Here is a 12,880-nt window from a genome sequence, read left to right as displayed (position 1 = left end):
GTCCAAATACGATCCCGGCGGTCTCTGCGGCATGCGTCAGGACTTTAATTCCCCGCGACCTTACATCTCATCATGGGAGCTGCCTCTGATGGGGATCGTGGTCCCCGATACGCGGCGCCCACCTACGTTTGTGGGTTCGATGGGAATTTACAAAGTCCGACGGTGATCGTGGGGCCGCTGCATGTTTACGAACTGGCGAAAGAAACGGGCACGCACTAAGGCGCTGGACCGGCGCCGTGCCGCCCATGAACAGCACCCCGATGCCGCCGCTGCGCTGGTCCGGCATTTTCCCGACGAGATCTGGCCCGGCGTGGGGTCGGTCGTGGCTGGCTACCATGCCGTCAACAGCGAGATCGATCCGATCCGCCTGATGGAAACCTTTCATTGCGAACAGGCACGTCTGGCGCTGCCGCGCGTGGCCGGTCCCGGCGCACCGCTCGCCTTTCACCAATGGTTGCCGGGCGATGAGTTGGAAACGGGTGCGCACGGCATTGCCACGCCGCACGCCGAGGCGCCTCAATTGGTACCCGCGATTCTTCTGGTTCCCTTGCTGGCCATCGACCATCGCGGCTATCGGCTTGGCTATGGCGGGGGCTATTATGACCGCACACTCAACGCGCTCCGCGGCGGCGGTGAAGTGATCGCCATCGGTCTTGGCTATGAAGCCCAGCGCGTCGTGAAATTGCCCGTGCAGGCCCACGACCAAAGGCTGGATTGGCTGATCACAGAAGAAGCCGCCCATAGATTCGGCTAAGGGCAGCCGAATTAAAAGGCGCTAGCGAAACAGCTTGTGCCGAAGCCGCGCGACGTGGCGGCCGAGCTGCCGCACCCGGTCCGCCGGCGAGACCAGCGCTTTCCAATCGGCCCAGCGAAACGCCTGCGTCTGCCAGGGCGAAAGCGATCCGGCATCGAAGAGCTTGCGGTTCACGAATACGCCATCGAACTGGGACAGCGTGTCGTGATAGTAGCAAAGATCAACGATATCATGGAGTTGAAATCCGGCCTGCTCGAGCAAGCCGACGATAGCGGTCAGTTCATGCGGTGCGATCTCCACGACGGCGACGGCGCAATGGCTAAGCGTTTCGGCCGCGCCCTCCAACACTTCGCGCTCATGCCCGTCCGTGTCGATCTTCAGGAGAAAAGGTTTGGGCGCCGGGTTCGAAGCCAGCAGCGTGTCCAGCCGCTGACAGCGCACGATTTCACCAGCGCTTGCCGGATCGACATGCGAATGCGTGATCTCGGACGGGCTGTCCTTGCGCTCGCTGATGATGCGGGTCTCGCCATCCACATTCGATGCAGCGGTGGGATGCAGCTGATGATCGAGTCCTCGATAGTTCTCCGCGATCGCCGCTGCATGGGCGGCTTCCGGTTCGATCAGAATGTGCCGCTTGTCGGGAAACAGCTCCATCAGATCCGGCGTGCCGGCGTGGACACCAACATCAATCACCGTTCCGACCGGCAGTCCGGCCTTGATCAGCAGCGACAGGCTCTGATGGCGCGAAGGAAATCTCATCTACGGCTCTGGATGCGGTGCGGCGAGGCCCTATGGTCACGCGCACTCTTATCCGTGGTGGACCGATTGGCAAATATGTCGGATGTAGCGCGGGATTTTCGCTGGCTGGCAGGAACCGGCCGTCGGACAGAAGGCTGATTGATGCGCATCGCTTTTTTTGGAGATATCGTCGGAAAGTCCGGACGGCGGGCCGTGGCCGAACATTTGCCGCGGTTGAGGGGTGAGCTGGGCCTCGATTTCGTGGCGATCAACGCCGAGAACGCGGCGGGCGGCTTCGGAATCACGGAACGGACGGCCGGAGAGTTGTTCGAGGCCGGCGCAGATGTCCTCACCCTCGGCAATCATGCCTGGGACCAGTCCGAAGCACTGACCTATATCGAGCGCGAACCCCGCCTTTTGCGTCCGGCCAATTACCCGCCCGGCACCGCGCCGGGCCGCGGCGCCGGCGTGTTTCCGGCTCAGAACGGCGCCATGGTCTTTGTCATGAACGTCATGGGCCGGTTGTTCATGGATCCGCTCGACGATCCTTTCGTCGCGGTCGAAAGGGAGCTGTCGGCTGCGCCGCTGGGCGAGGTTTGCGATGCAGCTCTTATCGATTTCCACGGCGAAGCCACCAGCGAAAAAATGGCGATGGGCACGTTCTGCGACGGACGTGCGAGCCTGGTCGCCGGCACACACACTCATGTTCCGACGGCCGATCACCGCATCCTGCCGAACGGCACCGCTTACATCACCGATCTGGGCATGACCGGTGACTATGATTCCATTATCGGCATGGAGAAAGACGAGCCGATGCGCCGCTTTACGACGCGGATGCGCGCGGCGCGTTTCCAGCCGGCCGACGGCGAAGGCACGCTGTGCGGGGTCGTGGTCGAGACCGATGACAGGTCCGGCCTGGCCGTCAAACTCCAGCCGGTGCGGATCGGCGGCATACTCGGCCAGGCGGAACCGGCACTCTAGGCTGTCAGTTTGGCTTTCATTCCGTTGGCCTGATCAATGATGAACCCCTTCACATAGCCGACCTCTTCATTGGAAGCTCCCGGTTCCCGGGCAAGGTTTTCGCTACAGGCATCGATATGGGTCAGGATGAGATTTGCGATCTCCTGGACGCGCCGGAGCAGCGGCGAGGCCGCAAGTCTGCATTCTGCGGCGAACGCCAGCCAGTGCTTCCCGCTGAGATGGCGGAAATTGCGGCCACCTCCAATTTTCATCGCCATGTTTTCCGTGATTTCATTATAGGGTGCAGCGGATAGCAGATCGTAGGCGGGTGCCAGCCTGTAGCCGTTCGAGATCATGAAGCTGAAATTCTTGGCATGGGCGTCCGTGTTGCCAATGCAGGCATTGAAAATCACACGATCTCTTAGCTCCAGCCGGTCGCGGACGCGCTGTTGGCTGAAATTGTCGATCAGATCGAATAAATCCCGCAGCGTCGCCCCGCCCCTGGCTTCATATTTCTGGAGCGGCGACAAGCCCAAGGCCTGTGCTGCATCTTCCTGGTGAAGACGTTTGATCGAGAGTCCCTCTCCGCGAGCGCGGTCATAGCGTTCGATCAAAATATAGGCGTGTTGTCCTGCGCGCCCGGTCTCGACATGCGCGACGTCCAGTCCAATGGCCTGGGCGAGACGCATGCAAAGAGCTTCATTTGCGATGGATGCGTATAGGCGGTTGGCCGGTTTGAGAATGTGTGTGGAAGCCGCGCCGTTCAGCGGCAGATGGAGTTCGCCATTCAGGCGCGCCAGAACCATTTTCGATTGGGCGCCAGCCAGGGACAGGGACACCTCATCTCCGCCCGCTAGCAGAGGCCGAGCTGGCAATTGCTCGATATCGTTTTCGAGTTGCGCCGCGTTTCGCGCGTCGTAGCGGCCAATGGCTTCCGGCCCGCCGATCGACAGGGCGCCCGCTGTTTCCCGGCCCGCCCTCTGCAGCAGGGAATACAGATCGGCCGGGTGCGCCTGGTTCAGCCGGGCAAAGGCGACAAGCTGATCTTCCTCCGGTAGCAGGTTGGCAAACCAGTTGGTGCTATCTGACGCATCGAAAGGCTCTGTGAGAATTGGGAATCTCGCCGAGATTGGAAAAGACTCGGCTGAGTTCACCCATGGTTCTGCATAGCGGAACTGCAGAGTTGCGCCTTCACCCTCTATCACGCCAACGAGTTTTTGTTCGAAATAGACCGGAATCATCGCGGGTTAGCCGTGATCTCCAACCCCACAGCATCGGCAACGTCAAGCACGGCACCGATGCGCGCATTGGGCTTTCCGGATTCGATCTCGCTGATCCATTGCTGCGAAAATCCAAGGGCTTCAGCAACCTGTGTCTGGCTCAGACCCTGTGCGCGCCGGGCCTTTCGGATCGCTTGTCCAAGAGATTCTGGTGTCAGATTGGGCATCATTTATCTCCGATTGGCGATAAATGCCACATTCTCCGTTTGAAATCAAGAAATATCGCCGATTGACGATAAACAGAAATGGAGTGCCTTGCATTACCCGAGTATCGCCGATCAGCGATACTCGGGTGACTAGATCGCGTCCTGACCGGCAGATTTCCAGTCGTTCAGGAAGGCTTCGAGGCCCTTATCCGTAAGCTCATGCTGGGCCAGCGCATCGAAGATTCTCGGCGGCAGCGTGCAGGCATCGGCACCGGCCATCGCGCTGCCTTCGACATGCTCGGCCGACCGGATCGATGCGGCGAGAATGCGCGTGGCAAAGCCGTGCTCGTCATAGAGATAGCGGATATCCTCGATCAGTCCGATCCCGTCTTCGCCGAGATCGTCCAGCCGGCCGATGAAGGGCGACACGAAGGTCGCCCCGGCCTTTGCCGCCAGCAGCGCCTGGTTGATCGAGAAGCACAGCGTCACATTGGTGGCGATCCCCTGATCTGTCAGCGCGCGGCAGGCTTTCAGCCCATCCACCGTCAGCGGCAGCTTGACCACCACATTTTCGGCGATAGCGGCCAGCGTCTGGCCTTCGGCGATCATGCCGTCGGTCTCCGTCGCGACAACTTCGGCACTGATCGGGCCGGGAATGACGCCGCAGATGTCGGCGATCCGCTCCTTGATGTTAGCCCCGCTCTTGGCGATCAGCGACGGGTTGGTCGTCACCCCATCGACCAGCCCGGTATCGGCACGGGCGGCAATCTCTTCCAGTTCGGCGGTATCCAGAAACAGCATCATGGCGGCAATCTCCTGCAATAGGTCCGGTCCTATCCTCACGCGGTGAAGGAAACGTGACGACACGGCTTGGAGGCGCAGCCGCTTATGGGCTAAGAGCAGCGTCGAAGAATCTACCCCGCTGAAAACGGGCCGCAATGGGAGACGACCACACATGGCCGGACACTCAAAATGGGCGAACATCCAGCACCGCAAGGGACGTCAGGACAAGGCGCGCGGCAAGCTGTTTTCGAAACTGTCCAAGGAAATCACCATCGCCGCCAAGATCGGCGGACCCGACCCGGACATGAATCCGCGCCTGCGCCTGGCCGTCGCCAACGCCAAGGGCCAGTCCATGCCCAAAGACAACATCCAACGCGCCATCGACAAGGCGTCGGGCAATGATGTCGAGGCCTATGAGGAAATCCGCTATGAGGGGTTCGGTCCGGGCGGCATCGGCATCATCGTCGAAGTCTCGACCGACAATCGCAATCGCGCTGCATCCGAAGTGCGCACTGCCTTCTCAAAGAATGGCGGAAATCTCGGCGAGACCGGCGCGGTGGCTTTCATGTTCGATCAGGTCGGCGAAATCCGCTACCCGGATACCGTGGCGGATGACGAGGCCATGTTCGAGGCGGCCATTGAGGCCGGCGCGGAGGACGTGACTCACGAGGACGGGGATCCAGACGAGGACGAGCCCGGCGAGCGCATTGTCTTCTGCGCGAGAGACGATCTGGCGGAAGTCGCCGGAAATCTTCAGGAAACCCTGGGTGAGCCGAAATCGGTCAACATCATCTGGAAACCGCAGACGCTGACGCCGGTCGAGGATGACAAATCCGAGGGCGTCATCAAACTCCTCGAAGTGCTGGACGATCTCGACGACGTCCAGAATGTCTACACCAATGCCGACTTCCCGGACTAGGCCATGCCCGGCGGGCTGACTTTCATCGATGCGATCAACTGGCCGTCCGGATCGGGAACCGGCGATGACCGCTATGGCTTCGACGAAAGCGCTGGGACGGCCTGGGTCGTCGACGGCGCGACCGACATCGGGACGATGCGGCTGTTTCCGGATTCACTGAAATCCGGTCAGAGTCAGTCTCTCGGCTGGGAAAGCGACGCCGCCTGGTATGCCGACCGCTTGTCGGAGCGCTTCACGCGTCCACCCGAAACGGGTGAGACAACGGCGGTCTATCTCGAGCGGGTTATCCGCGATATGGCGGCGATTGCTGCCGAAGAATCAGCCTTGCCCATCGACGGTCAGCCGCGGCACAACCTGCCGAGCGCCGGCGGAATCTGGATGCGGCGCCAGGAAAACACGTTGGAATTCGCAACATTGGGCGACTGCATGGCGATCGTCGAAACCGGCGGGCGATGCGAGATTGTAGGCGATATCGAAGCGATTCGCGATGAATACCGCCGCTGGGGCGAGACCTTGCGCAGCGCCAACCGGGAGGCCGGGTTTGCGCAAGCGCGCGCCGTGCGCAATCGGATGAACACGCCCGGCGCGCACTGGGTGTTCTCCTTGCACCCCGAAGCGGCGCAGCATGCCGAAACCACCCGCATCAAGATGCGCGGCAATGCGAACGTCCTGCTCATGTCGGACGGCTTCTTCCGGCTCATCGAGCCCTATGCCGCTCATGATGCGGCGAGCCTGATCGCTGCCGCATCCGAGGATGACGGACTGCCGAAACTGGCGGCCGAACTGCGCGGACGAGAACAAAACCCGGGCGAGGACGCGGCCATGGGCCGTCTTAAAACCACGGACGATGCCTGCGCCCTGCTGGTCGAGATTAGCTAGGCGGCTTTCTCGCCACGATCAGGTCCTGAAAGGCCATGGCATGGTCGGTCCCGCGCCAGGTGCCCTCATGAATCCGGTCCTCGACAGCTAATCCTGCATCGTTGAGCGCCGCCAAGATCTCGGTCCTTTCGTGAGCGATCGCGCGCTCGGGAGTCTTCGGATCGATCGTGGCGGACATGTCGTCAATCGGATCGTGAAACCTAAAGCTCGCCCGGCCCGTGGCCATCGCCACGCGTGATTTTTCGTCCAGCAGAAACACCGTGAAGAGGAAGGCGCCGCCGGGTTTTAGGACCCGCGCGGCTTGGACCATGTAATGACGGATACCGGCCAGCCGCATGTGGGTGAACACCGATGTCGCAAAGACAAAGTCGACGCCGCCGTCACGGGCGGGAAATCGATACGCGCCGGCTTGCCGTGATCCCTTTGGATTGTATTCCGCGTTGAGCAGATCGGCGTGTTCGAACCGAGAACGAGGATCAACGCCAAGCCGGCTCTGTGCAGCGTCAATGGCCTTCCGCGAGGGATCGAAGCCGGTATACCGGCCGGTCTCGTCGAGCCAGTTCAACAGGCCTTCCGCCATCCGGCCGGGGCCGCAACCGATCTCCAGCACATTTGCATCCGGCGTGACATGACACAGCGCGCGCGCCCACAGGGTGATGGCGTCCCCGGCGGCCGCCCAGTCACCCTCGCCAGACAGATCCGCAAGAGCGGAATCCGCCGCTTCGGTCCAGCCAAGCACGCTGGCGGCGAGACGGACCGGGCGCCGCAAGCTGCGCACGAAGGCTCGCGGCAACAGGCGGTTGGCAAGGTCCCGCATTATTCCGGCGGCGTGAAGCGGCCGATCACCGGTTCGGTCAGCGATCCGATCCACAAATCGCCATTTGCGTCCGGGACGACATTGGCGATGAAGCCGAGGCGGCCATCCGGGTCATGGAAACTGTCGAGATAATGGCCGTCCTCGTCCGTCACCAGGATAAAGCCGCGAGTCGGTCCCGCCCGCACCCAGACCCATTCCGGCAGCTTGGTGATCATCTCGGCGATAAACGGGTTGCGATGCAGGAACCGCATGAGCGGCACGCGCTGCGTATCCATCGCGATATACAGGCGGCCGCTGCCATCGCCCATCAGACCGTCGGGAATACCCGGCAAATTCTCCGCCACGATCTCGAACTCGCCCGCCCGTTCGCCCTCGATCCAGTAGCGCGACAAGCGGTAGCGATAGGTTTCCAGCACGAAGACCGACCGGTTGTCCGCCGCCATCGCCACGCCGTTCGCGAAAAAGAGGCCGTCGGCTAAAACCTTCATCTCGCCGGTCTCCGGGTCGAGCGCGTAGAAGATGCCATAGGGGCGGTTTTCGACCATATCGTGAATGTAGGAGGGCTGACCCTCGCCGGCGCCCCATTTCCAGCTGGCCTCGGTGAAATAGATCGTGCCGTCCGGACCGATATCCAGATCGTCGGCGAACGCCAAAGGATGCTCGATTTCGCCGGTCGAAAGGCGTGTGACCTCTCCGCTATCGACATCGATACGGTAAACGCCGTCGATCGCTGCGGCGATCAACCGGCCGGACGCATCCCATTGCAGGCCCAATACCGCGCGATTGTCGGTCACCTGCGCAACGGTTTCACCATCCCAGCCATTCGCGCTGCGCCGCAGCCGGATCAGCGAACCGTCATGCTGACCGGTGTAAATGGCACCATCCGGCCCGATGGCGACATCCTCGGAGGTGTGCAGCAGCGGGTGGTGGATCAGTTCCGCCTCGGCGAGGCGCCCGCGCGGCTCCAGAACACCCGTCAGTTCCGGGGGTTCCGGCTCGTCCCAATAGGCCGGATCGACTTGCGCCGGCCAAGCCCACCAGACAAGCATCAACGCCGCCATAACGCCGAGAATGATCAGGACCGTCCGCATGGCACCCCTCCACTGGTGCGCCCAGACTAGCGCGAAGGCCATCGCTGCGGGAAGGCCGCATTTTACTGTGGGAAATCCGCTCGCTTCGCGCTACGGGGGGCGGCGAATCCCGCTATACGCTCCGCCTTGCAACAAACACCGGATGGCCCGCCATGACCGCGCTTGACCTCAACACTCTGAAGCCCATGGCCAATGCGGTCCGGGCCCTGGCGATGGATGCGGTCGAGCAGGCGAAGTCCGGCCACCCGGGCATGCCCATGGGCATGGCCGATGCGGCAACCGTGCTTTGGGCGCGTCATCTCAAATTCGATCCGGATCACCCGCTCTGGCCGGACCGGGACCGCTTCGTCTTGTCGGCCGGTCACGGCTCGATGCTGATCTACGCGCTGCTGCATCTGACCGGCTATGCCGACGTCACGCTCGATGAAATCCGCAATTTCCGTCAGCTCGGTTCGAAAACGCCGGGTCACCCGGAATTTGGCCATACAACCGGTGTCGAGACGACGACCGGGCCGCTGGGGCAAGGCCTCTCGACCGCGGTCGGCATGGCGCTCGCCGAGCGCATTCTCAATGCACGCTTCGGTGACGATTTGGCCGACCACCGCACCTGGGTGATCGCCTCCGACGGCGATCTTCAGGAAGGCATCAGCCATGAGGCGATCTCGCTGGCCGGCCATCTCGGTCTCAAACGGCTTGTTGTTCTGTGGGACGATAATTCGATCCAGATCGACGGCGACACGGCCTTGGCCGAGACCACAGACGTGCTCAAGCGCTTTGAATCCGCCGGCTGGGCGACCGATGCGGTCGACGGTCACGACATGGAAGCCGTGGACGCCGCGCTCGAGCGGGCGAAATCGGCCGACCGGCCCGTACTGATCGCCTGCAAGACGGTGATCGGTTTTGGCGCACCGACCAAGGCGGGCAAGGCGTCGAGCCACGGCGCTCCCTTGGGTGGCGACGAGCTGGCGGCCGCCAAAAAGGCGATCGGCTGGGAACACGGTGCCTTCGATGTTCCCGATACCATCCGCGCCGACTGGACCGCGGCGACCGGGCGCGGCGCCCAGGCCCGGGCCGAATGGCAAACCCGGCTTGAAACATCATCGCGTCAGGAAGAATTCGAACGGGCCTTTACCGCGCGTTTCACGGCGCCGGCCGCGACCGCACTGGAGGCCTGGCGCAAGGAACTCGCAGCCGAGAAGCCGGATCTCGCCAGCCGCGCGGCCTCCGGAAAAGTGCTCGAACAGATCGTACCGGCCATGCGCGAGCTGGTCGGCGGCTCGGCCGATCTCACCGGATCCAACAATACCAGAACGCCCAACCAGGGAATCATCCAGGCCGGATCCTATTCCGGCCAGTACATCCATTATGGCGTCCGCGAACATGGCATGGCGGCGTGTGCCAATGGCCTGTCGCTGCACGGAGGCGTCCGGCCCTATATCGGCACCTTCCTTGTATTTGCGGATTATTGCCGACCGGCGATCCGGCTGGCGGCGCTGATGAACCAGCCCGTCACCTATGTGTTCACGCACGATTCGATCGGCCTGGGCGAGGACGGCCCGACCCACCAACCGGTCGAACACCTGGCCTCGCTGCGGGCGATGCCGAATGTGCGCGTATTTCGTCCGGCCGATGCCCTGGAAACGGCGGAATGCTGGGAGGCGGCGCTCACTCACGACACCGGACCGGCGGTACTGGCCTTGTCCCGTCAGAAACTGCCCTTCTTGCGCACCGACGATGCAAGCGAAAATCTCTCGGCACGCGGAGCTTATGTCTTGCGGGATGCGGATGACGCCAAGGCGGTCATCATCGCGACCGGCTCGGAGACCGGACTTGCAGTCGAGGCCGCTGGACTTCTCGCCCGCAAGGACATTCCCGTCCGCATTGTCTCGGCGCCATGCCTCGACCTCTTCCTCGAGGAAGACCGCGCCTACCAGGATGAGGTGCTGCCCGACGGATTGCCGCGGATCGCGGTTGAAGCCGGGGTTCGCCAGGGTTGGGACGCCGTGATCGGCCGCGACGGCGCCTTTGTCGGGATGAGCGGGTTTGGCGCGTCAGCGCCGGCCGAAGCGCTTTACGAACACTTCGGCATCACGCCCAAGCGGATCGCCGAAATCGTCGCCGAACGCGTCTAGCTGACGCGCTCCACGACGCCGAAGCCGAACAGCCGGTCCAGCGCTTTCTGGGCATCTTCTTCGCCCGCGGCCTCGAAAGCGGAGAGGTCGAACACTTTTCCATCAAGGACGGCGTCCAGCCCGGCCTCCGCTGCCGCCGGGAAGATCAACTCGCCGCCAGCCGTAATAAGCACCAGACGGTCACCATCCTCGGCCAGTCGCCAGGGAATATAGGGCCGCAGGCGGAATTTCGCGCCGGGTTCGGTGGTCGCGCCGCGGCCGGTCAGCGTGCCTTCGGAATAAGGCGGGCGCGAGCGGATGAAATTGTCGACGAACAGGTCGAACGCATTGTCCAGATTGGCTTCTTCCCCGATCTTCGCAATGAGCGCCTTGAAGTGCGCTTCCGCGCTTTTGCGGTCGAAATCGGAATGCGCATAGCGCGGTGGCAAAGCCTGCCGGAATTCGGGATGGCGAAGCGCCACCTCGGACACCGCTTCCAGCATCAGATCCGCCCAGGTCTTGACGATCAGGCCGACCGTGATGTGCAGGCTGTCGCTTGTCCCCTGGGTCTGCGCATCGTGCATCAAGCCGCGCGGCACATAGGCCGCATCCCCGGCTTTCAGGACAAACTCCTCGACCAGCTCGCCCGGCTGATCGCGATCGATATTGAAGCCTTCGCCGCGATAGGGCTTATCGACCGTCTGGTCGTAGATCCGCCACAGCTTTTCGCCCTCGACCTGCAGCACGAACACATCGTGATCGTCATAATGCGTGCGGAAGCCCTGATTGTTCGGCGGCGTCATGTAGATGTTCGTTTGCACATGGCAGCTCAGCTCGGCTTCCAGCGCACGGCAAAACGTCTTCAGCACCAGCTCCGACTGATGCAGTTGCGGCAGGATGAGCGTGGCGCCTTCCTGATAGAGACTGGCGATGCTGCCGCGATCGGCAAATCCGTTTGGCAGGATAAACTGGTCGCGGGTGATTTGCGGTTCAGCCCGCGCCATGTCGACGCTGTCGCCGTTGAAATCATGGCTGGCGAGCAGATGATCTATCCGGTCGATGGACAGGAGATCGCGGTATCGCCCCGACTCCTGGCGCGGAACGATCAGCGCTTTCTGTTCGAAATGGGCGTTGAAGAAATCGTCCGCCTTCTCGGGGCCGATAATGTAGTCGACGACGTTGTCGCCCCACGGAAACTCGCTCATTCATTCCCCCGATCCGCGCATGCGGAACCTGCGCCTGACCGATCAAATCAGTTGCTCAATAGAAGTCTAGCCGTCGCGGCAGCGTCGCGTTGCCGCGCCTAGCAGCGGCGGCCCTGACCGACCGGATCGGCGTACGCGCCGGTATCGCTGTCGGTACAGTTGCGCCGATGGCGTCCGCCGCGCCCATTTCCGGCCGGATCGGCATACGCGCCGGTATCGCGATCCGTGATGCCCGACCGGCGTCCGCCTCGGCCATTGCCGACGGGGTCGGCATAGGAGCCGGTATCACGGTCGGTAATGCCGGTGCGCCCGCCACCCCGGCCATAGCCGGCCGCATCCGCGTAGGAACCGGTATCGGCGTCGGTAATGCCCGTGCGTCCGCGACCGCGTCCATAACCGGCCGGATCGGCGTAAACGCCGGTGTCAGCATCGGTCAGCCCGGTATAGGCACCGGTTGTCGTGCAGCCGGTAACGAGGCCGGCCGCGCCGGTTGCGACCCCTGCGCCAGCCACGCGGGTCAGGAAGGACCGCCGAGAGAGCTTGGTTTTCTTTGCCATGAGAATTGCCTGCCTTTCTGGCGTTGTTGCCTAGCAGCGATCACCACGGCCGATAGGGTCGGCGTAGCTTCCGGTGTCGCTATCGGTGCAGCGGCGCCGGCCGCGGCCGTTTCCGACCGGATCGGCATAGGTGCCGGTGTCGCTGTCGGTTATGCCGCTGCGGCGTCCGCCCCGTCCGTTGCCGGCGGGATCGGCGTAGGTGCCACTGTCGCTGTCGGTGATGCCGGAGCGTCCACGGCCATTGCCGGCCGGGTCGGCATAAGTGCCGCTGTCGCTATCGGTGATACCTGTTCTCCGGCCGCGGCCGTTGCCGGCGGGATCGGCATAGGTGCCGCTGTCGCTGTCCGTGATACCCGTTCGCCGTCCCCGGCCGTATCCGGCGCGGTCGGCATTTGCGCCGCCATCGCTATCGGTAACGCCTGTCCGGCCGTATCCGGCGCGGTCGGCATAGGAGCCGAGATCCGAATCCGTACGTCCGGTATAATTCTGGGCGGCTGCGCCGCCCGTGATCGCCGCAGCGGCTCCGGCGGCCAACCCGCCCCCGGCCACGCGTGTCAGAAAAGATCGGCGGCTTAGTTTGCCTTTCTTGGCCATTGGGGCCTCCCCTGTCGTCTGCGTCCGGCTTTCACCGGGTCCCACA

General features: G+C 62.8%; 14 protein-coding genes and 1 other RNA gene. 6 read left to right on the top strand and 9 right to left on the bottom strand.

Going from position 1 to position 12,880, the window contains the following annotated elements; translation table 11 throughout:
• Positions 1-18: 18 nt before the first annotated feature.
• A non-coding RNA gene (gene ssrS / locus ACO08C_RS05385) (6S RNA) lies at positions 19-179 on the top strand.
• 2 nt (positions 180-181) lie between these two features.
• The gene (locus ACO08C_RS05380) at positions 182-754 is read left to right on the top strand and encodes a 5-formyltetrahydrofolate cyclo-ligase (RefSeq protein WP_421788157.1); all 573 of its coding nucleotides are present in this window, start codon (positions 182-184) and stop codon (positions 752-754) included.
• Between the two features lie 21 nt (positions 755-775).
• Here ACO08C_RS05380 and ACO08C_RS05375 read toward each other — a convergent pair whose 3' ends face one another.
• Positions 776-1,513 carry an FkbM family methyltransferase gene (locus ACO08C_RS05375; RefSeq protein ID WP_421788155.1) on the bottom strand — a complete coding sequence of 246 codons (738 nt, stop codon included), beginning with the start codon at positions 1,511-1,513 and terminating at the stop codon, positions 776-778.
• A 141-nt stretch (positions 1,514-1,654) separates the two neighbouring features.
• On the opposite strand from ACO08C_RS05375, the gene ACO08C_RS05370 reads away from it, so the two are divergent.
• Entirely contained in the window at positions 1,655-2,473 is an 819-nt protein-coding gene (locus tag ACO08C_RS05370) for a TIGR00282 family metallophosphoesterase (protein ID WP_421788153.1), read from the top strand.
• Here ACO08C_RS05370 and ACO08C_RS05365 read toward each other — a convergent pair.
• The 3 genes from ACO08C_RS05365 to fsa all read right to left on the bottom strand — a co-directional run bounded on the left by ACO08C_RS05365 (position 2,470) and on the right by fsa (position 4,682).
• Positions 2,470-3,693 (bottom strand): type II toxin-antitoxin system HipA family toxin, encoded by a 1,224-nt coding sequence (locus ACO08C_RS05365; RefSeq protein ID WP_421788151.1) that lies wholly within the window; start codon positions 3,691-3,693, stop codon positions 2,470-2,472. The genes ACO08C_RS05370 and ACO08C_RS05365 overlap by 4 nt on opposite strands.
• Entirely contained in the window at positions 3,690-3,899 is a 210-nt protein-coding gene (locus ACO08C_RS05360; RefSeq protein ID WP_421788149.1) for a helix-turn-helix domain-containing protein, read from the bottom strand. The genes ACO08C_RS05365 and ACO08C_RS05360 overlap by 4 nt, the downstream gene beginning before the upstream one ends.
• Positions 3,900-4,028: 129 nt before the next feature.
• Positions 4,029-4,682: a fructose-6-phosphate aldolase gene (fsa, locus tag ACO08C_RS05355; protein ID WP_421788147.1), complete on the bottom strand. Its 654-nt coding sequence runs from the start codon at positions 4,680-4,682 to the stop codon at positions 4,029-4,031.
• A gap of 151 nt (positions 4,683-4,833) precedes the next feature.
• On the opposite strand from fsa, the gene ACO08C_RS05350 reads away from it, so the two are divergent.
• Both ACO08C_RS05350 and ACO08C_RS05345 read left to right on the top strand, forming a co-directional pair.
• Positions 4,834-5,580: a YebC/PmpR family DNA-binding transcriptional regulator gene (locus ACO08C_RS05350; protein ID WP_421788145.1), complete on the top strand. Its 747-nt coding sequence runs from the start codon at positions 4,834-4,836 to the stop codon at positions 5,578-5,580.
• Positions 5,581-5,583: 3 nt separating this feature from the next.
• Positions 5,584-6,459, top strand: a complete 876-nt coding sequence (locus tag ACO08C_RS05345; RefSeq protein ID WP_421788144.1) for a hypothetical protein — start codon at positions 5,584-5,586, stop codon at positions 6,457-6,459.
• On the opposite strand, the gene ACO08C_RS05340 is transcribed toward ACO08C_RS05345, so the two are convergent.
• Both ACO08C_RS05340 and ACO08C_RS05335 read right to left on the bottom strand, forming a co-directional pair.
• Positions 6,452-7,276: a class I SAM-dependent methyltransferase gene (locus ACO08C_RS05340; protein WP_421788142.1), complete on the bottom strand. Its 825-nt coding sequence runs from the start codon at positions 7,274-7,276 to the stop codon at positions 6,452-6,454. The two genes, ACO08C_RS05345 and ACO08C_RS05340, sit on opposite strands and share 8 nt — an antisense overlap.
• A complete protein-coding gene (locus tag ACO08C_RS05335) occupies positions 7,276-8,367 on the bottom strand; it encodes an SMP-30/gluconolactonase/LRE family protein (RefSeq protein WP_421788140.1) in 1,092 nt (363 codons plus the stop codon). Before ACO08C_RS05335 ends, ACO08C_RS05340 begins: the two co-directional genes overlap by 1 nt.
• A gap of 152 nt (positions 8,368-8,519) precedes the next feature.
• Between ACO08C_RS05335 and tkt the strand changes: the two genes are divergently transcribed.
• Entirely contained in the window at positions 8,520-10,499 is a 1,980-nt protein-coding gene (gene tkt / locus ACO08C_RS05330) for a transketolase (RefSeq protein WP_421788139.1), read from the top strand.
• Here the strand turns inward: tkt and ACO08C_RS05325 are convergent.
• From ACO08C_RS05325 to ACO08C_RS05315, 3 genes are all read right to left on the bottom strand, one after another.
• On the bottom strand, positions 10,496-11,683 hold the full coding sequence (locus ACO08C_RS05325) for a cupin domain-containing protein (RefSeq protein WP_421788137.1): 1,188 nt from the start codon (positions 11,681-11,683) through the stop codon (positions 10,496-10,498). The two genes, tkt and ACO08C_RS05325, sit on opposite strands and share 4 nt — an antisense overlap.
• A gap of 98 nt (positions 11,684-11,781) precedes the next feature.
• Positions 11,782-12,240 carry a hypothetical protein gene (locus ACO08C_RS05320; protein ID WP_421788135.1) on the bottom strand — a complete coding sequence of 153 codons (459 nt, stop codon included), beginning with the start codon at positions 12,238-12,240 and terminating at the stop codon, positions 11,782-11,784.
• Positions 12,241-12,270: 30 nt separating this feature from the next.
• The gene (locus ACO08C_RS05315) at positions 12,271-12,834 is read right to left on the bottom strand and encodes a hypothetical protein (protein WP_421788133.1); all 564 of its coding nucleotides are present in this window, start codon (positions 12,832-12,834) and stop codon (positions 12,271-12,273) included.
• Positions 12,835-12,880 lie beyond the last annotated feature (46 nt).

It is taken from the genome of Hyphobacterium sp. (genome assembly GCF_965229905.1).
Taxonomy (GTDB): Bacteria; Pseudomonadota; Alphaproteobacteria; order Caulobacterales; family Maricaulaceae; genus Hyphobacterium.
Note: the sequence above shows the minus strand (reverse complement) of the source record. Positions and strands in the feature narration are given on the sequence as shown.